This is a genomic window from Nucisporomicrobium flavum, from assembly GCF_016464385.1.
Taxonomy (GTDB): Bacteria; Actinomycetota; Actinomycetes; order Mycobacteriales; family Micromonosporaceae; genus Actinoplanes; species Actinoplanes flavus_A.
Genome location: NZ_JADMLH010000004.1, coordinates 476,809 through 497,799 on the forward strand (window position 1 = coordinate 476,809; position 20,991 = coordinate 497,799).

Consider the following 20,991-nt stretch of genomic DNA (forward strand, 5'->3'; position numbering starts at 1 on the left):
ATGGCAGGCATGCGTGAGCTCGTCCTGCTCGGTTCCACCGGTTCCATCGGTACCCAGGCCATCGACATCGTCCGGCGCAACCCCGACCGGTTCCGGGTCGTGGCGATCGGTGCCGGCGGCGGCAATGTGGCGCTGCTCGCCGCCCAGGCGCTGGAGCTGGGCGTCGACGTCGTGGGGGTGGCGCACGCCAGCGCCGTGCAGGACCTGCAACTGGCGTTCTACGCCGAGGCGCAGAAGCGGGGATGGGCGACCGGCGGCTTCAAGCTGCCGAAGATCGTGGCCGGCCCGGACGCCATGACGGAGCTCGCACAGTGGCCCTGCGACGTCGTGCTCAACGGGGTGGTCGGCAGCCTCGGGCTCGCGCCGACGCTGGCCGCGCTGAACGCCGGCCGTACGCTCGCGCTCGCCAACAAGGAGTCCCTCGTCGCCGGCGGCCCGCTGGTCAAGGCTGCGGCGACGCGGCCGGGGCAGATCGTTCCGGTCGACTCCGAGCACTCCGCGCTCGCCCAGTGCCTGCGCGGCGGCACCGAGCGGGAGGTGCGCCGGCTGATCCTCACCGCCAGCGGCGGGGCGTTCCGCGACCGCCGGCGTGAGGAGTTGACGAACGTCACCCCGGAGGAGGCGCTCAAGCACCCCACATGGGACATGGGCCCGGTCGTCACCATCAACTCGGCGACGATGGTGAACAAGGGGCTCGAGGTGATCGAGGCGCACGAGTTGTTCGGCGTCGCGTACGACGACATCGAGGTGATGGTGCACCCGCAGTCGGTGCTGCACTCGCTGGTCGAGTTCGCCGACGGCTCCACTCTCGCCCAGGCCAGCCCGCCCGACATGCGCCTGCCGATCGCGCTCGCCCTGGCCTGGCCGGACCGCGTTCCCGGGGCCGCCGCGGCGGTGGACTGGACGCTCGCGCACAACTGGGAGCTGCGCCCGCTCGACACCGAGGCGTTCCCGGCGGTGGAGCTGGCCAAGGAGGCCGGCCGGGCCGGTCGCTGCCGCCCGGCGATCTACAACGCCGCCAACGAAGAGTGTGTGGCCGCGTTCGTGTCCGGTCGGCTACCTTTTCTGGGCATCGTCGAGACCCTGTCGGCGGTGCTCGCGGCGGCTCCCGGATTCGACGAACCGAGTACGGTCGAAGAGGTGCTGGCCGCGGAGGCGTGGGCGCGGGCCCAGGCACAGCGGATGATCGCTACTGCGGCTGAAGGAGCCTGATGCTGTACTGGTTGGGGGTAGCGGCGTTCGCGCTCGCCATCTTGATCTCGGTGAGCCTGCATGAGCTGGGCCACATGATCACGGCCAAGCGGTTCGGCATGAAGGTGACGAAGTATTTCGTCGGGTTCGGCCCGACGATCTTCTCGTTCAAGCGCGGCGAGACCGAGTACGGCCTCAAGGCCATCCCGCTCGGCGGCTTCTGCAAGATCGTCGGGATGACGCCGCAGGACGACGACGTCGAGCCGCAGGACCAGCCGCGGGCCATGTGGCGCTTCCCGGTGTGGAAGCGCACGGTCGTCATGTCGGCCGGCTCCATCACGCACTTCCTGCTCGCGATCGTCGCGACCTGGTTCGCGGCCGTCTTCGTCGGCCTCCCCAACCCGGACCTGCCGCAGACCGCCGCCGAGGAGCGGGCCATCCCGGCCAAGATCTCGGTGGGTGAGTGCGTGCAACTGGTCATCACCGACCAGCAGGGCTGCTCGCCGACCGACCCGCAGGCCCCGGCGGCCGCCGCCGGCCTCAAGACCGGCGACGTGATCACCCAGGTCGGCGCCACGCCGATCCAGAACTACGGCCAGCTCACCGACACGATCCGGTCGCTGCCGCCCGGCGAGGTCACGTTCGCGTACACCCGCGACGGCGTCGCCGGCACGGCCACCGTGAAGCTCCTCGCCGCGCAACGGGCGCCGCTCGACGACCCGCGGGGCGAGGTCAAGCAGGTCGCGGTCGCCGGCATCGGTCCGCGGCTCGACATGCCGGGACTGGTCACGTACGGGCCGGTCGACGGCGTCGGCGCCAGCTTCGACTACGGCTGGAGCCTGGTGAAGGCGTCGTTCGCGGCGATGAAGCGCATCCCCGAGAAGATCCCGGCGCTGTGGAACTCGATCACGGGCGAGCAGCGCGACCCCGACACCCCGATCAGCGTGGTCGGCGCGAGCCGGCTGGGCGGCGAGGCGATCGAGGCCGGCGTGCCCCAGGTCTTCCTGATGATCTTCATCTCGCTGAACGTGTTCATCGGGTTGTTCAACCTGCTGCCGCTGCTGCCGGTGGACGGCGGTCACATCGCCATCGCCTGGTACGAGCGCGCCCGGTCGTGGCTCTACGCTCGACTCAAGAAACCCGACCCCGGCCGCGTCGACTACTACAAGCTCATGCCGTTGACCTACGCCGTCATCCTGATCGGCGGCGCGTTCACGCTGCTGACGATCACCGCCGACGTCGTCAACCCGATCTCGATCTTCTCCAGGTGAGTGTGAAATGACCGCAGTCAGTCTCGGTATGCCGGCCGTACCTCCGCCGCCGCTCGCGCAGCGGCGGCAGAGCCGCCAGATCAACGTCGGCGGGGTGCTGGTCGGCGGCGGCGCCCCGGTCAGCGTCCAGTCGATGACCACCACGCTCACCGCTGACGTCAACTCGACGCTGCAGCAGATCGCCGAGCTGACCGCGTCCGGCTGTCAGATCGTGCGGGTCGCGGTGCCCTCGCAGGACGACGTCGAGGCGCTGCCGGCGATCGCGAAGAAGTCGCAGATCCCGGTGATCGCCGACATCCACTTCCAGCCCAAGTACGTCTTCGCCGCGATCGACGCGGGCTGCGCGGCGGTCCGGGTCAACCCCGGCAACATCCGCCAGTTCGACGACAAGGTGAAGGAGATCGCCAAGGCGGCCTCCGACGCCCGCATCCCCATCCGCATCGGCGTCAACGCGGGCTCCCTGGACAAGCGGCTGCTCGAGAAGTACGGCAAGGCGACCGCGGAGGCCCTTGTCGAGTCGGCGCTGTGGGAATGCTCGCTCTTCGAGGAGCACGGCTTCCGCGACATCAAGATCTCGGTCAAGCACAACGACCCGGTCGTGATGATCCGCGCGTACCGCCAGCTCGCCGAGCAGTGCGACTACCCGCTGCACCTCGGCGTCACCGAGGCTGGCCCCGCCTTCCAGGGCACGATCAAGAGCGCGGTGGCGTTCGGCGCGCTGCTCGCCGAGGGCATCGGCGACACCATCCGCGTCTCGCTGTCCGCCCCGCCGGTCGAGGAGATCAAGGTCGGCCAGGCCATCCTCGAATCCCTCGGCCTGCGCGAACGCGGCCTCGAGATCGTCTCCTGCCCGTCCTGCGGCCGCGCCCAGGTCGACGTCTACACGCTGGCCGAGCAGGTCACGGCGGCCCTCGAGGGCTTCCCGGTCCCGCTGCGCGTCGCCGTGATGGGCTGCGTCGTGAACGGCCCCGGCGAGGCCCGCGAGGCCGACCTCGGCGTCGCGTCCGGCAACGGCAAGGGCCAGATCTTCGTGAAGGGCCAGGTCATCAAGACCGTGCCGGAATCGATCATCGTGGAGACCCTGGTCGAGGAGGCGCTCCGCCTGGCCGACGAGATGGGCGCGGAACTGCCGGAAGAGCTCCGCGAGCTGCTGCCCGGCCCGCAGGTCACGGTCCACTGACCAAGCCCTTTCTCAGGTACGGCGCGACGGGCCCGACAACCGCAACACCGTGCCGGGCCCGCACACGGACTGTGACCGGCTACCCGCCGCGCGCCCGCCTCTCCGCGGGCGGGCGGCGTCTGCCGGGCTGGTCGGGTGGCGGGTTCCTCGTGCGGGTTGGGCGGCGGCCTTCCCGTGCCGCTGGGGTGGCGCTTTCCCAGCCAACCGATGCGATCCCCGCGCACCAGCATCGCCCCCGTGCCGCCTCTGCCGGGCGGGGCCGCGGTCAGCCGGTGCAGGCGGAGCCGCCCTGCTGGGCGAGCGCCTCGTCCGGCCGGTCGGTGGTGAGCGCGTCCGCCCCGTACGAGCGGGCTCTGCTCCAGTTCGCGGGCACGTCCAGGCTCGGATCGTCCGTCGTCCACGTGGAGACCTTGAGCCCGTACGAGTGGTAGTAGTCCACGTACGCCACCGAGCGCACCTCGCCGATCGGGACCGCGTACGCCACCGCGCCCATCGCCTTCAGTGAGTCTCCGGTGCGCATGAAGCCGGACGCCGGGCGCTCGAGCAGGTAGTACGTGAGGTCCGGGTACCAGCCGCGCATCGTCCGCAGCCCCGTCTCGCTGTTCGCCATCCACACGATCCGGTTCCGCATCTGGAACTCGGGCCGGTCCAGGTATCCGACGAACGAGTCCGCCTGCGCCCGCGTCGGCGTCACCTTCACGTCCAGCAGCAGCTTGACGCCCGCCTTCTTCGCCGCGTCGAGGAACTCGTACGAGTACGGCGGCCGGACCTTCGGCGTGCCGTCCGCGTTGAAGCCGCCGTACCGCGGGTCGGTCTTCCAGGGTGCGTAGTCCGCGGCGCTGAGCTTCTGCAGATCGGGCATCCACAGGTCCTGGACGCGCCCGGTGCCGTTCGTGGTCCTCGAGACGTCCTCGTCGTGCATCGCGAACGCGAAGTTGCTCTTGTTGAACCGGATGTCGATCTCGACGGTGCCGACGCCCAGCGACCTGCCGACGGCGATCCCGGGAGCCGTGTTCTCCGGCGCGTGGCTGCCGCCGGTCTTGTGCGCGATCACGGCCGGACACGACACGGCGACCGCGGTGGATGCGCGGCCGCTGTGCGTGGACGGGTGGGCTGCGGCGGGGGCGGATGGGAGGGCCAGGACGGTGGGGACGGCGGCGGCCAGCAGGACCTTGTGGGTTGCGGACATGACATCAGTGGGACCGATGCTCACGAATGATGGGTTTACGGGATATGACCGGCTCCCGGCAAGAGGTGGAAGCTCATCGATCGGTTCACGACGCTGGGCGGGGCCGGCGGTCCGTGCTGTGTGCTGGTGGGGGACGGTGATGCGGTTGTCGGGTCCGGTGCGCCGTACCTGGAAAAAGGGCGCACCGAAACGGTGCGCCCTTCCCCCGATGGGTTTGCCGGCAGCTCACTCGCTGTCGGCGAGGATCGCGTAGAGCTTGCGCTTGGTCTCGTTGAGCACCTCGAGGGCGCGCTGGCGCTGCTCGGGGGTGCCGCTGAAACCGACCTGGCGCAGGGCGCTCATGATCCCGACCGCCGCGTCGCGGAAGTCCTGGACCTGCGACATCGTGTCGTCGCTGAACTGGGCCCACGGCGGATTCTCCGCGGCCGTCTGCGCCTCGGCGCGGCCGGCCTCGGTGAGCGTGAAGCGCTTCCGGCCGCCGGTCGCCTCCGCCTCGATCAGGCCCTCGTCCTCCAGCAACTGGAGGGTCGGGTAGACCGAACCGGGGCTCGGACGCCAGATGCCGCCCGTGCGGCTCTCCAGCTCCTGGATCATCTCGTAGCCGTGCATCGGACGCTCTAGCAGGAGCGCGAGCAGGGCGGGACGGACGTTGGGACGGCTGCCGCGGCCGCCGCGGCGATGGCCGTGACCGCCGGGGCCCGGGGGTCCCCAGCCCGGGCCGCCGCCGAAGCCGCCGGGACCGCCCTGGCCGAAGGGGAACCCGGGCGGGAAGCCGAAGCCCCGCATCCGGCCCTCGTGCAGACGACGCATGTGTTCGTGCCTCATGACTATCTCCGATCTGTTGTCGATAGTTAGACGATATATCGCCAACGTGTCGGCGACAAGGCCCCGCCCAAAGTTGCCGGGGGAGCGCCGGGTGTGCGGGCCGTGGGATCTGGCAATCTGATAGCTGTGCTGACGGTGCCGATTCGCCAACTCGGTGAGCCCGAGCGGGCCACGGTCGAGAAGATCCTCGACCAGGACCCGTACGCCGGCGCGCAGATCGCGGAGCGCGTAGCGGCCCACGGGCTGAACTGGTGGCGCTCCGACGGCCGCATCTACGGCTACGGCACCGGGCGGCGGATCGAATCGCTGTGCTGGTCAGGCGCGCACCTGGTGCCGGTCTGCGCGACCCCGGCAGCGGTCTCGGCCTTCGCGGACCTGCTCGGCGCCGACCCCCGCATCTGCTCGTCGATCATCGGCCGCTCGGACGCGGTCCTCGACCTCTGGAACCGCCTCGGCGGCCACTGGGGCCCCGCCCGCGACGTACGCCCCCACCAGCCCCTGCTCGTCGCCGACCGCGAAGCCCCGATCGCCCCGGACCCCGAGGTGCGGCTCGTGGCGCCGGACGAGGTCGACCAGCTCTTCCCGGCGGCCGTGGCCATGTACACCGAGGAAGTGGGCGTCTCACCGCTGCTGGACGATGGGGGCAGGGGATACAGGCGCCGGATCGCCGAACTGGTACGGGGCAAACGGGCGTACGCGCGGTTCGTCGGAGACCGAGTGATCTTCAAGGCGGAGCTGGCCATCGTGACGCGGCGGACCACCCAGGTCCAAGGGGTGTGGGTGGACCCGGAGTACCGAGGCCGAGGCATGGCAGCGGCGGCGATGTCGGCGGTACTGCACGACGCGCTGCACCGGGTCGCGCCTACGGTGAGCTTGTATGTGAACGACTACAACACTGCTGCTCGGCGGGTTTACGCGCGGTGCGGGTTCGTGCAGTGCGGGAGCTTCGCGACGGTGTTGTTCTAGCTGACGAGGTCCGTTCTCGGCGGGTGGCGGTCGTGCGGGCGGTGGGTTTGCGGCTTTATGTGCGGCGGGTTAGCGGCCGTGCGGACGGCGGGTCGGTGGCCGTGCGGACGGCGGGTCGGTGGCCCGGCGGGTCGGTGGCCGTGCGTGCGGCGGGCGAGCGGCCTCGCGCGGTAGATGAGCGGCCCGGCGGTTGGCGGGTCAGCGGCCCGGCGGTTGGCAGGTCAGCGGCCCAGCGCGGCGATCAGGCTGGTGAGCGCCTTCGGGCCGCCTTTCTCCAGCTCAGGCGTGCCGATGAGCGCCATGACCGGCACCTTGACCCCCGCGTCGCTGTAGCGCTGCACATGGTCGCGGCACTGTTCCGGTGAGCCGTGCACGATGAGCTCGTCGATCACCTCGTCCGGGATGGCCGCGAGCGCCGCCTTCCGGTCACCCGCCGCCCACGCGGTCCACATCGGAGCCAGCGCCGGCTCGCGACCCAGCCACCGGTGAAACTCCAGGTACGCCGGAACCGTCAGGTACGCGGCGATCATGCGACGTCCCACCGCCCGGGCGTACGCGGCATCCTCCGTCGGGCACACGAAGATGCGGGCCACCACGTCGAAATCGGGGTTGTCCGTCTTCGCCTCGCCCAGGACCTGCGCCACGTCGGTGGCGGCGAGCCAGTTGAGGATCACCCCGTCCGCCTCGGCCGCGGCCAGCCGCAACATCCCGGGGCGCAGAGCGGCCAGCAGGATCTGGGGCGGAACCGCCGGCGGCCGTTCGAGCCGGAAACGCCGAACCTGGAACGTTTCGTACGCCTCATCCACGGTCTGCCCGGCCAGCGCGGCGCGAAGGAAGCGGAGCATGTCACGGCTGCGGGCGTACGGCCGGGTGAACTCGGCCGCATTCCAATCACCGACCACCACCGGCGACGAGGAACCGATGCCCAGCTGGAAACGCCCGGGAGCGACATCGGCAAGAGCCGCCGCGGTCATCGCCAACAGGCCGGGGCCGCGGGTGAAGACGGGCGTGATGGCGGTACCGAGGCGGGCCGCGGGCTGCCAGACGGAGGCGAGGGTGAGCGGCGTGAAGGCGTCGGTGCCGTTCACCTCGCTCGACCAGAAATCGGTGAATCCGGCGTCGGTCAGCGCGGCGAGAACCGCGGCATGGTCGGCCAGCGGAACCCCGCCGAGCGGAACGGTCATGCCCCATCGCGTCACCATGACTTGATCCTGCCTTGCGCGTCGGGGCCGGGTCCAGCGTGCCGTGGATCGTGGGCGGGGTCTTGGCTTGGTTTGGCTGGCGGTGGGGTTCGGGGCGGCGCCTCTCGGGTGGGGTGGGGGTTCGGGGCGGCGCCTCTCGGGTGGGGTGGGGGTTCGGGGCGGCGCCTCTCGGGTGGGGTGGGGGTTCGAGGCGACGCCGATTCGGAACGGGTTCTCGCCGGAGAAGCCAGCCGTAGCGGCGGCTTTCTTACGGCTTGAAGCGGCCCTTCCGCGGCCGTTGACGCCGACCGCCGGCAAGCGACCGTCGTCGAGACGGCGTACAAGTCGGGCAATTGACGCGTCAGTGAGAGGTCGGACGGTGAGGTGGGCCACCTCGGCGTGCATCTATGGCATGGTCGGGTAAGTATTTGTACTGACCAGTCAGTGCAGAATAGGTACCCATCATGACGGTTCTGACCGTGACCGCAGCGGGAGTCCGCGACCGCCGCCGTTGGCTCTTCCAAGACCTGAACGTCACCGCTTCGGCCGGCGACATCGTGGCGATCGTCGGGCCGCCGGGCAGCGGCCGCACCACCGTGTTGTTGGCGCTGGCTCAACGCTTCCGGCTGTCGTCGGGCCGAGTGGAGTCGTCCGGTACGGCCGCGCTCGGTCATGTGCCTGGCGTGTCGGAACCCGAATCCGTCCTGACCGTTGCGGAGCACGTGCGCGAACGAGCCCTCCTCGCCGGTCGACGCCGAGCGGGCGATGTGGCTTTGCGCGGGCTCGACCCGGAGCTGCGGGGCTTTGCGCTCAGCCCGTACCAGAAACAGATCCTCGGGATTGTTCTGGCGCAGATGACGCAGCCGCAGATCGTCGCGCTCGATGCGGTGGATGAAGGTCTGGATGCGGGGGAGCGGCAGGCGCTGTGGGCGTTGATCGACGAGATGGCCGCTGCCGGGACGACGGTTCTCGTGACGGCCCGCGAGGTGGACGAGGCGCGGGCGTCCACGGTGATCCGATTGGGAGAAGCCTCCGGGCAAGAGGCATTGAACGAGCCATCTTATGTGGATGGTCATGACGCACCGCAGTTGGCGACCGTGCCGGCCGATGCGCCGCCCACCGGGCCCGAAGCCGAGCCCGACACCAACCCGGAGGTCGAGCTCGCGACCGAGCCTGAGGCCGAGCTTGAATCCGAGCCAGAAGCCGAGCCAGAAGCCGAGCTTGGAATCGAGCCCGACGCCGAGCCAAGGTTCGAGCTCGCGATGGAGTCCAAAGCCGAGCCGAAGGTCGAGCTCGCGATGGAGCCGAAAGCCGAGCCGAAGGTCGAGCCTGACGCAGACACAGAGGCCGAGCGTGAAGCCGGACCCGAGGCCGAGCGAAAGGCTGAGCTTGAAGCCGATCCGAAGGCCGGCCCTGGAGCCGAGCCGGCAATCGCCTCGCCCGCTGAGCCTGTGGCCGTTCCGAAGGCTCGGGTCGCGCTAGCCGATGCGCCTGAGCCGGTACCCACAACCGCGGCGCCTACGACCGCGGCGCCTACGGCGGCGGCGCCTACGACGGCGGTGCTCAAGGCCTCGGATCCCACCAAGACTGCTGGAGAGACCAAGTGATCGGTTTGTCGAGCGTGCGGCTCGCGGGGTTCGAGCTGCGGCGTTTTCTGCGTGGCCGGCTCACCGCCGCCGCCCTGGTCGTCATCTGTGTGATTCCGCTGCTGTACGGCGCCCTCTACCTGTATGCGTTCTGGGATCCGTACGGGCGCCTCAACCACATTCCCGCCGCGCTCGTTGTCGAGGACACGGCCGCGACCGCCAGTGATGGCACGAAGGTGCATGCGGGGCAGGATCTCGCCGATGAGCTGGTGCGGCGGGAAGTTTTCGACTGGCACGTGACCGACGAGAAGAGCGCCGAGAAGGGGCTTGCCGACGGCCGGTATCAGCTGTCGCTGCGCATTCCGCGTACGTTCTCGACGAATCTGACCACCGGGCCGGACGCCGATGCCGCTCCGCGGGCTGCCGAGCTTGTCGTCGTCAACGATGACGCCACCAACTACCTGTCGGGCATCTTCTCGCGTACCGCCTTCGAGGAGGTTCGGGCAGCTGCGGCGCAGAGCGCTCAGTCCGGATACTTCGACAAGATGCTGATCGGTTTCACGGACTTGAAGCAGCAGACCGGCAAAGCGGCCGACGGCGCGCGCAAGCTCGACGGCGGGCTCACGGATGCGCGGAAGGGAGCCGGTCAGCTTCAGGCAGGTCTGGCCGACGCTGAGGAGGGCGCGGGCCGGCTGTCCGGCGGGCTCGGATCCGCCGCGCAGGGCGCCGACGATCTCGCCGACGGATTGGCCGCGCTGCAGACCGGGGCTGCCCAGCTGGCTACCGGCACGCAGCAGGCCGCAGCCGGTGGCCGGCAACTCGCGAACGCCGTGGATGCCGCCGCCAACCGGGTGGAGCCCGTGCTGCGGGACAACGCCGAGCTCATCGAGGACGCGGCGAATCAGGTTGCCCGCGGCGCCGACGTGTTGGCGGCCAACGTCAACCGGCTTGATGACGCCGCGGACGACGCCGTCCGTCATGCGACGCGGCTGCAGCGCTACCTGAACGGCCTGCCGGATGACACGCCGGGCATCGACCAGGCGCGCGCGTACGCGAAGGAGCTGGTCTCGGCGGCGAAGCGGGTGCAGTCCACGATCGACCGCGCCGACCTGAACGGGTTGAGCAAGCGGTTGCACACCGTGGCGGCCACTGCGCGAAAGGTGGCGGCGGCCGCGCCGCACCTGGCCGACGATGTTGCGGCTGCCCGGGCGAAGGTCGACGACCTCGCAGCCGGCCTCGGGGACCTTGCCACGGGCGCGCAGCAGGTCAGCGATGGCGCGTCCGACGCGGCGACCGGCGCGACGCAGCTGCGCGGCGGCATTTTCCAGCTTGCGTCGGGCGCGCGGCAGCTCGACAGCGGTCTCGGGACTCTGTCCGACGGCGGTCGCCAGCTCGCGACGGGATTGGGTGATCTGCAGAGTGGCGCCGCTCAGCTCGCGTCCGGGCTGCGGGACGGTGCCGGGCAGATCCCCTCGTACGGCGACGACCCGTCGGACCGTGCCGACCTGCTCAGCAACCCGGTGCAGGTCGACCGCACCGTGCGACACCCGGCCGGAACCTATGGCGTCGGCTTCGCACCGTACTTCCTGTCGCTCGCGCTGTGGGTCGGCGCGATGATCACTTACATGGTGATGCGGCCGCTGAACCGGCGTTACGTGGTGTCGGGCGCGCCCGCACATCGGGTCGCGTTCGCCGGGCTGCTGCCCGCGGTCGCGGTCGGGCTCGCGCAGGCCACGCTGCTCTTCCTGGTCGTGGTGTTCGGCCTCGGTCTGAGCCCACACAATCCGCTGCTCACGCTCGGTCTGCTTGCGCTGACGGCGACGGCGTTCGCCGCGATCATGCAGCTGCTGGGCGCGGCTCTCGGCCCTGCCGGGCGCATCGTCGCGCTGGCACTGCTGATGCTCCAGCTGACATCGTCGGGCGGCACCTATCCGGTGCAGACCACGCCGTGGTTCTTCCAGGCGATCCACCCACTCCTCCCCATGACGTACGTCGTGGAGGCGTTGCGCCACACGATCGACGGAGGGCCGACGGGTACGGTGGTGACCGGCGTTCTGGCGCTCCTCGCGTACGGCCTCGGCGCCCTGGCGCTGACGGTCGCGGTGGCTCGCCGCAAACGTCGGCTGACTCGAACGGACCTGCACCCGGAGCTGGTGATCTGACAACCGTGGACGGACGGACCCGCAGACGCGAGGACACCCGCCAGCGCCTGTACGAGGCAGCGGTGGAACTGATCGCCGAGCAGGGTTTCTCCGCCACGACGGTCGACGACATCGCCCTGCGCGCGAAGGTTGCCAAGGGCACGGTGTACTACAACTTCGCGTCGAAGACGGCGCTGTTCGAGGAGCTGCTGCGCCACGGTATCGGTCTGTTGACCGACGAGTTCCGTGCCGCCGTCGCCGGCCTGCCACCGCGGGAAGCCGTCGGGGCCCTCGTACGGGCGCAACTGGAATACATCCGGCGCTACCGAGCCTTCGCACAACTCCTCCTCTCCGAGATGTGGCGGACGAACCGCGAGTGGCAGCAGACCCTGGTGCTTCTCCGCGAACAGGCGATCGGCGTGATCGCGGAGACGGTGCAGGCCGGCGTGGACTCCGGTGACCTGCCCGCCGAGCTGGACGTGCGAGTGGCGTCGTCGGCGCTCTTCGGTGTCGGTCTGGTCGTGGCGGTGGACTGGCTGGTGTTCCAGCCGGACCGAGCTATCGAGGACGTGGAGCAGTCGCTGCTGGCGATCGTTCGCAGGGTGGCTTGACGCCGTGCCGGTGCGGAACCGGCCGACGAAGAAGGTCCAGGTGAAGACGCGCCGCCAGCGTTGGTGACTGGAAAGCGTGCGGCGGACGACGGACTGACCAGCACCGTGCGGCGGATGACGAACTGACCAGCACCGTGCGGCGGATGACGGACTGACCAGCACCGTGCGGCGGATGACGAACTGACCAGCACCGTGCGGCGCGCGCCGATCCGCGCGACCGGCGCGCCGACCAGCGCGACCGGCGCGCGCCGATCCGGACGGCTGGCGCGGGTCCACCCCTGCGGCCCTCGCCTCAGCCGGTCCCTCGACGCCGCCCGGAAGCCTGCTCGGCGGCGGTCACCCGACCGGCATCCCCGAGGCGTCTGAAGTGCTTCATCGGTTGGCGCCCGACAGCACGACGAGCAGGGGCACGACCCGTTCGCCCGGAACCGCGTAATGCCCGCGGGCGGAGGAGCGCAGCCATCCCGCGCTGACGAGCTGCTTGAGGTGGTGGTACACCTGCCCGGTCGTGCCCAGCCCGTCGTCGGCGGCGAGCTCTGCGGCCGTACGCGTGCCCTGAAGCACCCGGCGCAGCAGCAGGAGCCGGGCGGGATGGCCGAGCGCACCCAGCGTGCCCGCCCACTCCGACCAGTCGGCATCGAAGAGGTCGTCGACGGTTGTGCCCAGCTGCCAGTCGTAGTGCTCACCGGTCGGCAGGTCGACGGTGCCCGTGTAGAGCACCGCGCCCGAATTGTCCTCGCCGACCCGTTCCCGGAGGCCTTCCAGCGCCCAGTACATATCGGTGTGGTGCTTCGTAGCTGGCGGCTTCTCGTCGGTGATCTTGCTGATGAGATCCGCGAAGCGTCGCTCGAGGTCGGAGACGCGGCGCTCGAGGGGATTCGGTTCGGTCGGCGTCATGCCCTACACTTTTACGGAAGAACGTAATAACGTCAAGAGGGCCGTCCCGGAGAGCCAGCTCACCGCGACGATCAGCAAGATCCGCTCGAGGATGGCGCCGGTCAGGCCTCTGCCCACGAAGAGCATGGTCAGGCCCAGCGCGCCGCCCAGCGGGACGGTGAGGACGGTCGCGATGAGAGCGAGCCGTCGCATGACACGCGTGAAGAGGGGGGTGAGAGCGACAGTGAGCATGGCGCCGGCCAGTACGGCCATCCCGACGATGCTTGCTGCGGTGTGCACGACATCGCTGACCGTGGTGCGCTCGAAGGGTGGCAGGGGGCATTGGTCGGTGCAGGGCACGACGCCGGAGGTCGCGGCGAGCACTCCCGCGCTGCCCAGCAGCGCCAACAGCAGGCGGGAAGCGGGGCGCAGGGCTAGTCCGAGCAGTGCCACGCCGGCTGCAAGAAGAACCAATCCCCACCTGTACGCGGTCGCCAGCGGCGAAGCGGAGGTGCCGGCCTCGCTCACATATCCCTGCAGCCACGAGCCCGGCGCGGTCACCAGGGCGACGAGCATGATCAGGGCGCCTACGACGACCGCGAGAACGGCGGCGGCGCTCAGGGCGCGGCCCGCGTCGGTGCCGGTGGGGTCCATGCGGTCGGGCTCGGCGCCGCGGTCGGCCCCGGCTGGTCGGGTCGGCGCAGATGCCGGCGTCACTCCTTCGACGCGGGTGCGGGGGTGGTCACCCATGGGCGTGCGGGAGCAGGTGCTGCCCGGGGGTGGTGGGCCTCATGATCGCGAGCATGCGTTCCACGCTAGCGCCGGGATGGTGATCGAATGGTTGGGTGGCGCGGACCGTGGTGATCACCGGAGGCAGTTCGGGTATCGGCTTGGCGGCGGCTGCCGCGCTGGCCCGGGGCGGAGACGAGGTTGTGCTGCTCGGACGCAACCCCGAACGGCTTGCGCGGGCCGTCGACGTGGTCCGCGAGGCCGGCGGCCGGACCCCGGCGGCGTACCGGGCGGACTTCGCCGTGCTTGGCGAGGTCCGTGATGTCGGCGTGCGCCTGGCCGAGGAATACGGGCGGATTCACGTCCTCGTCAACAATGCCGGGCAGCTCACGTCGGTGCGCCGGCCGACCGTCGACGGCTTCGACCCGACCATGCAGACGAACCACCTCGCCGGATTCCTGCTCACGCATCTGCTCCTGGAGCCGTTGCGAGCAGCGGCGACCGAGGGGACGCCGGCTCGGGTCGTCACGACCGGGTCCGCGGCCGAGGTGTGGGGCACGCTCGACGTCGCGCGTCCTGGCCGGCGTCAGCTCAGCCGGTGGCTCGCGTACGGGGCCAGCAAGCAGGCCAACCTGTTGTTCACGATCGAGGCGGCGCGGCGGTGGGCGCCGTACGGGATCGTGCCGACCTGCTTCTTCCCCGGGTTGATCCGCAGCGGCTTCGGGCGGCGAAGTCCCGTCTTTTCGCTGGCCGGCACGTTGCCGCTGGTGTTCCGCAGTGCGGAGGAGGGTGCCGAGACCCTGGTGTGGCTGGCGAAAGATCCGGCTGGTCTGGTGCCGGGCGGGTACTTCGCGTGGCAGCGGCCGTTCGGGGCGACCGCACGGTCCACGGACGCCCGGCGCGCTCAGGCGCTGTGGGATTCGAGTCTGGCGGCGGTCGGTCTCGTCGAGAGCGGACAGCCGGGCAGGTAACGCCGCTCGCTGGGTGGCCGACGCCGGTTCGGCGCTCGTCATGTCCTGTCGGTGAGGCGCCGACGGAAGGGTGACCATGTCGGGCCATCGCCGGCATGGGGCACGGTGACGGAGGTGGTGCTGCTCGCGGGGCAGCTGGCGCCGGCCCGGTGGTCGCCCATGTCATGTCGGTGCGGCGTCCCGCCAGGGTGACTATGGCTGGCCACCCTCGGCGTGGGTCACGGCGACGAAGGCGAGCGCTCGGTGGTCGGGGAGGGGTAGTAGTTGGTGGTTGCGATGTCGGGGCGTGTCTGGGTCGGGATGTCCGCGTCGTCGTCGGGGGTGAGGGTGCCGCCCAGGTCGATGATGCGGCGGTGGGCGACCTCCAGGCGGTCCTCCAGCTTCACGATCCGGCAGGCCGCGGCGAGCGGCATGCCGTCGTTCAGGAGTTGCCTCACGCGTTCCGCCAGGAGCAGTTGGTGGCGCGAGTAGCGGCGGTGGCCGCCCCCGGAACGTTCCGGCTCGATGAGGCCGGCCGTGCCGAGGCTTCGCAGGAAGGCAGGTGTCACGCCGATCATGGCGGCGGCCCTGCCCATCGAGTACGCCGGGTAGTCGGCATCGTCGAACGGGGTGCTCATGGTGCCTTCCGGGGAGTCCTGCAGACAATCCAAGGCCCCGGCGGGTTACCGGGGCCTTGGCTGTTCAATTCTGCGCCGACCGTCGTCGGCAAGGCCTTACCGCCTGCGTGCCGCTAGCGGACGGCCTGAGTGTTGGGCATCGGCTGCGATCACCTCTCGTCGGGTCGGGGACGTGGCGATTTCGCGTTGCTGCGGTATCTCGTCCTCCTTAACCAACTCAGCGTCTGTGCCAGTTGCGTTGTCGGCTGTGCGTGCCGACAACCACGATCCTAGGCCCGTTCACTGTCAATTTCTAGACTCGCCGCTGTAGATTTTCTGGCGTGTTGAGTAGGGAATCGGCCTTCGCCGAGTAGGTGCCGGGGCGCTCCGCCGCGGCCCGGTAGGGCGAGGGTGGCGAGGCGTCTCAGGCAGGCGAGATCCGGTCGCTACAGGAGCGGGCGGCCCAGGCTGCGGGCGGCTCGTAGCTGCAGCAACCAGGAAAGTCGCAGCGACGGAGGGCGCGGCAGTCCGGCGGTCGCGACAGCGGCGGGCACGGTATCGCGCGGGATGCGGCGAAGGACCGGGCGCCGGGTGCGAGGCCACGAGGTCGGGTGCGGATTGCGCCGAGACGACGGCCGGGCGCGGGGTGCGCGGTGATGGGGCCTGGCGCCCGGTGTGCGGTGATGAGGACCGTGCGCGGGGTGCGCCGTGGTGACGATCGGGCGGCGAGTGCGGCGCTCGACGAGAGTGCGTCGTACCGGGTCGGGCCGCCGTACGAGGTAGGTGCGGCGGTGCGGGGCGGGCGCATGGCACGGCTGTCCGCCGTGTCGAGAGAGAGGTGACCGCGCCCCGCGCCGCCGCGGGATGGGAGCCGGTGTGGTGCTCCCCGGTGTTCGCGATGCCTGCCGAGGGCTCGCGCGCTTGCTCGTGCGCCGATCCGGGTGGTTCGCCCGGTTGCGCCGGTAGCGTCAGAACACCGGCAGGGACTTGCCTGATCGGCGGCGGGCTGTGCCGCGCCGCGCTTTCCGGTGCCCTGTCATGGGTACGAGTGTGCGGGCGGCGGACGGCGTGCGGCAACGCAATTAACACGGCTCATTGACGTGCGTAACACCAGGGGGAGATCATCACCGAACGGCGGTGGCCCAGGTCACAGCCGCCCCTCGGTCTAGGGAGCCTTCATGAGTGCCGACCCTGTACCCAGCACCGACGAAGAACGACTCGCTCAGCTCGGCTACCAGCAGGAACTGCACCGCCGACTGTCCGGCTTCTCGAACTTCGCGGTCTCCTTCTCCATCATCTCGATCCTCGCCGGCGCGATCACGTCGTACGGCATCGCCATGACCGCCGGTGGGCCGCTCGCCATCACCGTCGGGTGGCTCTTCGTCGGTGTCATGGTCACCTTCGTGGCCCTGGCGATGGCGGAGGTCTGTTCGGCGTACCCGACCGCCGGCGCCCTCTACTGGTGGGCCGCCGCGCTCGCGAAACGGAACAAGGCCGCCTGGGCCTGGTTCGTGGGCTGGTTCAACTTCCTCGGTGAGGTGGCCGTCACCGCCGCGATCGATTTCGGTGCGGCGATCACCACGTCCGCCTTTCTCAGCCTCACGTTCGACATGGAAGTCACGGCCGGGCGTACGTTCCTGATTTTCCTCGTCATCATCGTGGTGCACGGCCTGCTGAACACGTTCGGCGTCAGCCTGGTCCGGCTCCTCTCCGACGTCAGCGCATGGTGGCATCTCATCGGCGTCGCCGTCATCGTCGTTCTGCTCGCCGTCATTCCCGACAGTCACAAGCCGATTTCCGAGGTCTTCTTCGAGGTACGCAACGAGACGGGCTTCACGTTCGCCGGGGCGGGTGCTTACGCCGTACTCATCGGATTGTTGATGGCGCAGTACACGTACACCGGATATGACGCCTCGGCGCACGTAGCGGAAGAGACACACGATGCGGCGCGCGCAGCGCCGCGAGGAATCGTGATGTCCGTGGTGGTTTCCGTGATCGCCGGCTTCGTGCTGCTGGTCGCCATCACGTGGGCGATCCAGGACTACGAGGCGGAGCGTACGACCGATCTCGGGCTGCCTCCCGCGCAGATCTTCATCGACGCGGTCGGGCACGACCTCGGCACGTTCCTGCTGTTCATCTGCATGGTGGCGCAGTGGTTCTGTGGCATGGCATCGGTCACCGCCAATTCCCGGATGGCGTACGCGTTCGCTCGCGACGGCGCGTTGCCCGGGTCGCGGCTGTGGAAGCAGGTCAACCCTCGCACGGGTACGCCGACGAACTCGATCTGGCTCTGCGTCACGATCAGCACGATTCTGGTGCTGCCGTCGCTGTGGAACACCACGGCCTATCTCGCGGCGACGTCCATTGCGGTCATCGGCCTCTACATCGCGTACGTCGGCCCGGTGCTGTTGCGCCGGCTCAGTCACGATTTCCAGCCGGGACCGTGGAATCTCGGCCGCTGGAGTGCCCCGATCGGCTGGATCGCGATCGTGTGGGTCGTCGTCATCTGCGTGCTGTTCGTTCTGCCGACCGCGAGTCCCATCACCGCGTCGACCTTCAACTACACGATCGTCGCCGTGGTGGTCGTGGTCGGTGCGGCCACCGTGTGGTGGTTCGCCAGCGCCCGGAAATGGTTCACCGGACCGCGCCAGAACCTCCTGGAAAAGGCCGCCCACGGGGAGCAGACCATGCCCGCACCGCCTGAGTGATCGTGCTCACAGGGGCCGGGCACCCGCCCGGCCCCGAAGAAAATGTCGGTCCCCTGCGATAGGACATCACCCATGAACCTCGAGGACCTCGACGTCGCGGTCGACAACGGCACCATCGACACCGTCCTGCTCGCGCTCACCGACATGCAGGGCCGCCTGCAGGGCAAACGTCTGCATGGCCGCTACTTCGTGGACGAGGTCGTCCGGGGCGGCAGCGAGGGCTGCAACTATCTGCTCGCGGTGGACGTCGACATGAACACCGTCGACGGGTACGCGATGAGCTCGTGGGACAGCGGCTACGGCGACTTCGTCATGCGGCCCGACTTCACCACGCTGCGGCACGTGCCGTGGCTGCCCGGCACCGCGATGGTCCTCGCCGACCTCGAGACCACCGACGGCGAGGCGGTCTACGCCTCGCCGCGGCAGATCCTGCGCCGCCAGCTCGACCGCCTGGCCGAGCACGGGCTCACCGCCTTCGCCGGGACGGAGCTCGAGTTCGTGCTCTACAAGGACACCTACGAGCAGGCGTACGCGAAGAACTACCGGGATCTGATCCCGGCCAATCAGTACAACGTGGATTATTCGCTGCTCGGGACAGCACGCGTGGAGCCACTGCTGCGCCGCATCCGCAACGAGATGGCCGGCGCGGGCCTGGTTCCCGAGAGCGCCAAGGGCGAGTGCAACCTGGGTCAGCACGAGATCGCCTTCCGGTACGCCGACGCGCTGACCGCCGCCGACCACCACGTCATCTACAAGAACGGCGCCAAGGAGATCGCCGCGCAGGAGGGCATGGCGCTGACGTTCATGGCCAAGCCCAACGAGCGGGAGGGCAACTCCTGTCACATCCACTTCTCCTTGCGCGGGGAGGACGGCCGGTCCGCGATGCTGGGCGACGGGCCGGCGCACCTCTCGGTGATCGGCCAGCAGGTGCTCGCCGGGCTGCTCGCCACCATGCGTGAGTTCAGCCTGCTGTTCGCGCCGAACATCAACTCGTACAAGCGCTACCAGCCCGGCTCGTTCGCCCCGACGGCGTTGCGCTGGGGCGTCGACAACCGGACCTGCTCGCTGCGGATAGCCGGGCACGGCCAGGGCATGCGCGTGGAGAACAGGGTGCCCGGCGGCGACGTCAACCCGTACCTGGCCATCGCGGCGCTCGTCGCGGGCGCGCTGCACGGCATCGAGAACGAGCTGAGCCTCGAGGACGAGTTCAAGGGCAACGCGTACGACGACAGCAGCGCGCCCCGGGTGCCCACGACATTGCGGGATGCGATGGACCTGTGGGAACGGGGGCCGGTGGCGGCCGCCGCGTTCGGCGACGACGTGGTGGCGCATTACGCGAACATGGCGCGCGTGGAGCTGGCGGCGTTCGACGCCGCGGTGACCGACTGGGAGTTGCGGCGGGGCTTCGAGCGGATGTGACGGGTCGCGATGCCGGGGTCGGTCCGGGCGCGGCCGGCCGGCGGCTGACGCTGGGGCTGGGGCTGGGGCTGGGGCTGGGGCTGGGGCTGCGGCGTCGCGTCGGCGCTGGGACCTGCGGTGATGTTCGCCGGGGCGGGGCGGCGGGATGCCGCCGTCGTGTGATGATGCGCGAGGAGGTGGGGCGTGGACAGCTCTGATGTGATCAATCCTGCGACCGGGGCGGTGTTCACCGCCGTACCGGCGAACGGGGTTACCGAGACCGACGCCGCGATCGAACGCGCGCAGCGGGCCTTCATGTCGTGGCGGGAAGTGGCGCCCGGGGACCGGGCGCGGCTGCTGCGGCGTTTCGCTGCCGTGGTGGACGACCACATCGAGGAGCTGGCCGCGCTCGAGGTGCGCAACTCCGGGCACACCATCGGGAATGCCCGCTGGGAGGCCGGCAACGTCCGGGACGTGCTCGACTACTACGCGGGGGCGCCCGAGCGGTTGTCCGGGCGGCAGATCCCCGTGCCGGGCGGCATCGATGTGACGTTCCACGAGCCGCTCGGGGTCGTCGGGATCATCGTGCCGTGGAACTTCCCGATGCCGATCGCCGGATGGGGCTTCGCACCCGCACTGGCCGCCGGCAACACCGTGGTGCTCAAGCCGGCCGAGGTGACGCCGCTCACCGCGATCCGGCTGGGGGAGCTCGCCCTGGAAGCCGGGCTGCCCGAGGGAGTGTTCACCGTCATCCCCGGCAAGGGCAGCGTCGTGGGACAACGGTTCGTCGAGCATCCCGCCGTACGCAAGGTCTGCTTCACGGGGTCGACGCCGGTCGGGAAATCGATCATGGCGGGCTGTGCCGACCAGGTGAAACGGGTGACGCTCGAGCTGGGCGGCAAGAGCGCCAACATCGTGTTCGCCGACGCGGACCTGGAGCGGGCCGCGGCGACGGCGCCGGGCGGGGTCTTCGACAACGCCGGCCAGGACTGCTGCGCGCGGTCGCGGCTGCTGGTGCAGGAGTCCGTGTACGAGCGGTTCCTGTCGCTGCTGGAGCCCGCCGTGAAGGCGTTCCGGGTGCAGGACCCGGCGCTCGACACCGCGGAGATGGGGCCGCTGATCTCGGCCGCGCACCGGGACAAGGTCGCGTCCTACACCGGCGACGCCGAGGTGGCCTTCACCGGGGAGGCGCCCGGCGGCGACGGCTGGTGGTTCCCGCCGACAGTGCTGCTCGCGCGCTCCTCCAGCGACCGGCACTGGCGCGAAGAGGTGTTCGGGCCGGTGCTGTCGGTCATGCCGTTCCACGACGAGGCCGAGGCGATCGAGCTGGCCAACGACACCGAGTACGGCCTGTCCGGCTCGATCTGGACGCGCGACCTCGGGCGGGCGCTGCGGGTGTCGAGGGGCGTGCAGAGCGGCAACCTGAGCGTCAACTCGCACTCCTCGGTGCGCTACTGGACGCCGTTCGGTGGGATGAAGCAGTCCGGGCTCGGCCGCGAGCTGGGTCCCGACGCGCTGCTGAGCTTCACCGACGTCAAGAACGTGTTCATCTCGACGGACAGCTGAGAGGGT

Annotated in this window: 17 protein-coding genes; 11 read left to right on the forward strand and 6 right to left on the reverse strand. The window is 70.0% G+C overall.

What is annotated here, in order from left to right:
- Genes dxr through ispG form a run of 3 tightly spaced genes read left to right on the forward strand, consistent with a single transcriptional unit; the run spans position 1 to position 3,642 of the window.
- The gene (dxr, locus tag IT780_RS13855) at positions 1–1,212 is read left to right on the forward strand and encodes a 1-deoxy-D-xylulose-5-phosphate reductoisomerase (RefSeq protein WP_199511885.1); all 1,212 of its coding nucleotides are present in this window, start codon (positions 1–3) and stop codon (positions 1,210–1,212) included.
- On the forward strand, positions 1,212–2,462 hold the full coding sequence (locus IT780_RS13860) for a M50 family metallopeptidase (RefSeq protein WP_199511886.1): 1,251 nt from the start codon (positions 1,212–1,214) through the stop codon (positions 2,460–2,462). Before dxr ends, IT780_RS13860 begins: the two co-directional genes overlap by 1 nt.
- A 7-nt stretch (positions 2,463–2,469) precedes the next feature.
- Complete coding sequence (ispG, locus tag IT780_RS13865) at positions 2,470–3,642, forward strand: flavodoxin-dependent (E)-4-hydroxy-3-methylbut-2-enyl-diphosphate synthase (RefSeq protein WP_199511887.1); 1,173 nt, start codon at positions 2,470–2,472, stop codon at positions 3,640–3,642.
- 265 nt (positions 3,643–3,907) lie between these two features.
- On the opposite strand, the gene IT780_RS13870 is transcribed toward ispG, so the two are convergent.
- Both IT780_RS13870 and IT780_RS13875 read right to left on the reverse strand, forming a co-directional pair.
- On the reverse strand, positions 3,908–4,831 hold the full coding sequence (locus tag IT780_RS13870) for a glycerophosphodiester phosphodiesterase (RefSeq protein WP_199511888.1): 924 nt from the start codon (positions 4,829–4,831) through the stop codon (positions 3,908–3,910).
- 225 nt (positions 4,832–5,056) lie between these two features.
- A complete protein-coding gene (locus IT780_RS13875; protein ID WP_233412737.1) occupies positions 5,057–5,656 on the reverse strand; it encodes a PadR family transcriptional regulator in 600 nt (199 codons plus the stop codon).
- Positions 5,657–5,782: 126 nt separating this feature from the next.
- On the opposite strand from IT780_RS13875, the gene IT780_RS13880 reads away from it, so the two are divergent.
- Positions 5,783–6,622 carry a GNAT family N-acetyltransferase gene (locus IT780_RS13880; protein WP_199511889.1) on the forward strand — a complete coding sequence of 280 codons (840 nt, stop codon included), beginning with the start codon at positions 5,783–5,785 and terminating at the stop codon, positions 6,620–6,622.
- Between the two features lie 221 nt (positions 6,623–6,843).
- On the opposite strand, the gene IT780_RS13885 is transcribed toward IT780_RS13880, so the two are convergent.
- Positions 6,844–7,806: an LLM class F420-dependent oxidoreductase gene (locus IT780_RS13885; RefSeq protein ID WP_199511972.1), complete on the reverse strand. Its 963-nt coding sequence runs from the start codon at positions 7,804–7,806 to the stop codon at positions 6,844–6,846.
- A gap of 461 nt (positions 7,807–8,267) precedes the next feature.
- Between IT780_RS13885 and IT780_RS41815 the strand changes: the two genes are divergently transcribed.
- The 3 genes from IT780_RS41815 to IT780_RS13900 are packed head-to-tail and all read left to right on the forward strand — an operon-like array spanning position 8,268 to position 12,141.
- Positions 8,268–9,410: an ABC transporter ATP-binding protein gene (locus IT780_RS41815; RefSeq protein ID WP_233412738.1), complete on the forward strand. Its 1,143-nt coding sequence runs from the start codon at positions 8,268–8,270 to the stop codon at positions 9,408–9,410.
- Positions 9,407–11,551 (forward strand): YhgE/Pip family protein, encoded by a 2,145-nt coding sequence (locus IT780_RS13895; RefSeq protein ID WP_307831172.1) that lies wholly within the window; start codon positions 9,407–9,409, stop codon positions 11,549–11,551. The genes IT780_RS41815 and IT780_RS13895 overlap by 4 nt, the downstream gene beginning before the upstream one ends.
- Before the next feature lie 5 nt (positions 11,552–11,556).
- On the forward strand, positions 11,557–12,141 hold the full coding sequence (locus IT780_RS13900; RefSeq protein WP_199511890.1) for a TetR/AcrR family transcriptional regulator: 585 nt from the start codon (positions 11,557–11,559) through the stop codon (positions 12,139–12,141).
- A gap of 372 nt (positions 12,142–12,513) precedes the next feature.
- Here IT780_RS13900 and IT780_RS13905 read toward each other — a convergent pair whose 3' ends face one another.
- A complete protein-coding gene (locus IT780_RS13905; protein ID WP_199511891.1) occupies positions 12,514–13,038 on the reverse strand; it encodes an ArsR family transcriptional regulator in 525 nt (174 codons plus the stop codon).
- A gap of 3 nt (positions 13,039–13,041) precedes the next feature.
- Positions 13,042–13,671: a DUF998 domain-containing protein gene (locus IT780_RS13910; protein WP_199511892.1), complete on the reverse strand. Its 630-nt coding sequence runs from the start codon at positions 13,669–13,671 to the stop codon at positions 13,042–13,044.
- 203 nt (positions 13,672–13,874) lie between these two features.
- Here IT780_RS13910 and IT780_RS13915 point away from each other — a divergent pair, with 203 nt between their 5' ends.
- Entirely contained in the window at positions 13,875–14,717 is an 843-nt protein-coding gene (locus IT780_RS13915; protein WP_199511974.1) for an SDR family NAD(P)-dependent oxidoreductase, read from the forward strand.
- A gap of 218 nt (positions 14,718–14,935) precedes the next feature.
- On the opposite strand, the gene IT780_RS13920 is transcribed toward IT780_RS13915, so the two are convergent.
- Positions 14,936–15,334: a helix-turn-helix domain-containing protein gene (locus IT780_RS13920; protein ID WP_199511893.1), complete on the reverse strand. Its 399-nt coding sequence runs from the start codon at positions 15,332–15,334 to the stop codon at positions 14,936–14,938.
- 1,157 nt (positions 15,335–16,491) lie between these two features.
- Here IT780_RS13920 and IT780_RS13925 point away from each other — a divergent pair.
- From IT780_RS13925 to IT780_RS13935, 3 genes are all read left to right on the forward strand, one after another.
- Positions 16,492–18,021 (forward strand): amino acid permease, encoded by a 1,530-nt coding sequence (locus IT780_RS13925; RefSeq protein WP_199511894.1) that lies wholly within the window; start codon positions 16,492–16,494, stop codon positions 18,019–18,021.
- A 72-nt stretch (positions 18,022–18,093) separates the two neighbouring features.
- Positions 18,094–19,440 (forward strand): glutamine synthetase family protein, encoded by a 1,347-nt coding sequence (locus IT780_RS13930; protein ID WP_233412739.1) that lies wholly within the window; start codon positions 18,094–18,096, stop codon positions 19,438–19,440.
- 183 nt (positions 19,441–19,623) lie between these two features.
- Positions 19,624–20,985 (forward strand): aldehyde dehydrogenase family protein, encoded by a 1,362-nt coding sequence (locus tag IT780_RS13935; protein ID WP_199511896.1) that lies wholly within the window; start codon positions 19,624–19,626, stop codon positions 20,983–20,985.
- Positions 20,986–20,991: the final 6 nt, after the last annotated feature.

Bases quoted from the DNA above. Each gene is read 5' to 3' on its own strand.
- IT780_RS13885 (WP_199511972.1), bottom strand. From the start codon at position 7,806: ATGACCGTTCCGCTCGGCGGGGTTCCGCTGGCCGACCATGCCGCGGTT.
- IT780_RS13860 (WP_199511886.1), top strand. From the start codon at position 1,212: ATGCTGTACTGGTTGGGGGTAGCGGCGTTCGCGCTCGCCATCTTGATC.
- ispG (WP_199511887.1), top strand. From the start codon at position 2,470: ATGACCGCAGTCAGTCTCGGTATGCCGGCCGTACCTCCGCCGCCGCTC.
- IT780_RS13905 (WP_199511891.1), bottom strand. From the start codon at position 13,038: ATGACGCCGACCGAACCGAATCCCCTCGAGCGCCGCGTCTCCGACCTC.
- IT780_RS13875 (WP_233412737.1), bottom strand. From the start codon at position 5,656: ATGAGGCACGAACACATGCGTCGTCTGCACGAGGGCCGGATGCGGGGC.
- IT780_RS13910 (WP_199511892.1), bottom strand. From the start codon at position 13,671: ATGGACCCCACCGGCACCGACGCGGGCCGCGCCCTGAGCGCCGCCGCC.
- IT780_RS13930 (WP_233412739.1), top strand. From the start codon at position 18,094: ATGAACCTCGAGGACCTCGACGTCGCGGTCGACAACGGCACCATCGAC.
- IT780_RS13925 (WP_199511894.1), top strand. From the start codon at position 16,492: ATGAGTGCCGACCCTGTACCCAGCACCGACGAAGAACGACTCGCTCAG.
- IT780_RS41815 (WP_233412738.1), top strand. From the start codon at position 8,268: ATGACGGTTCTGACCGTGACCGCAGCGGGAGTCCGCGACCGCCGCCGT.
- IT780_RS13920 (WP_199511893.1), bottom strand. From the start codon at position 15,334: ATGAGCACCCCGTTCGACGATGCCGACTACCCGGCGTACTCGATGGGC.
- dxr (WP_199511885.1), top strand. From the start codon at position 1: ATGGCAGGCATGCGTGAGCTCGTCCTGCTCGGTTCCACCGGTTCCATC.
- IT780_RS13870 (WP_199511888.1), bottom strand. From the start codon at position 4,831: ATGTCCGCAACCCACAAGGTCCTGCTGGCCGCCGCCGTCCCCACCGTC.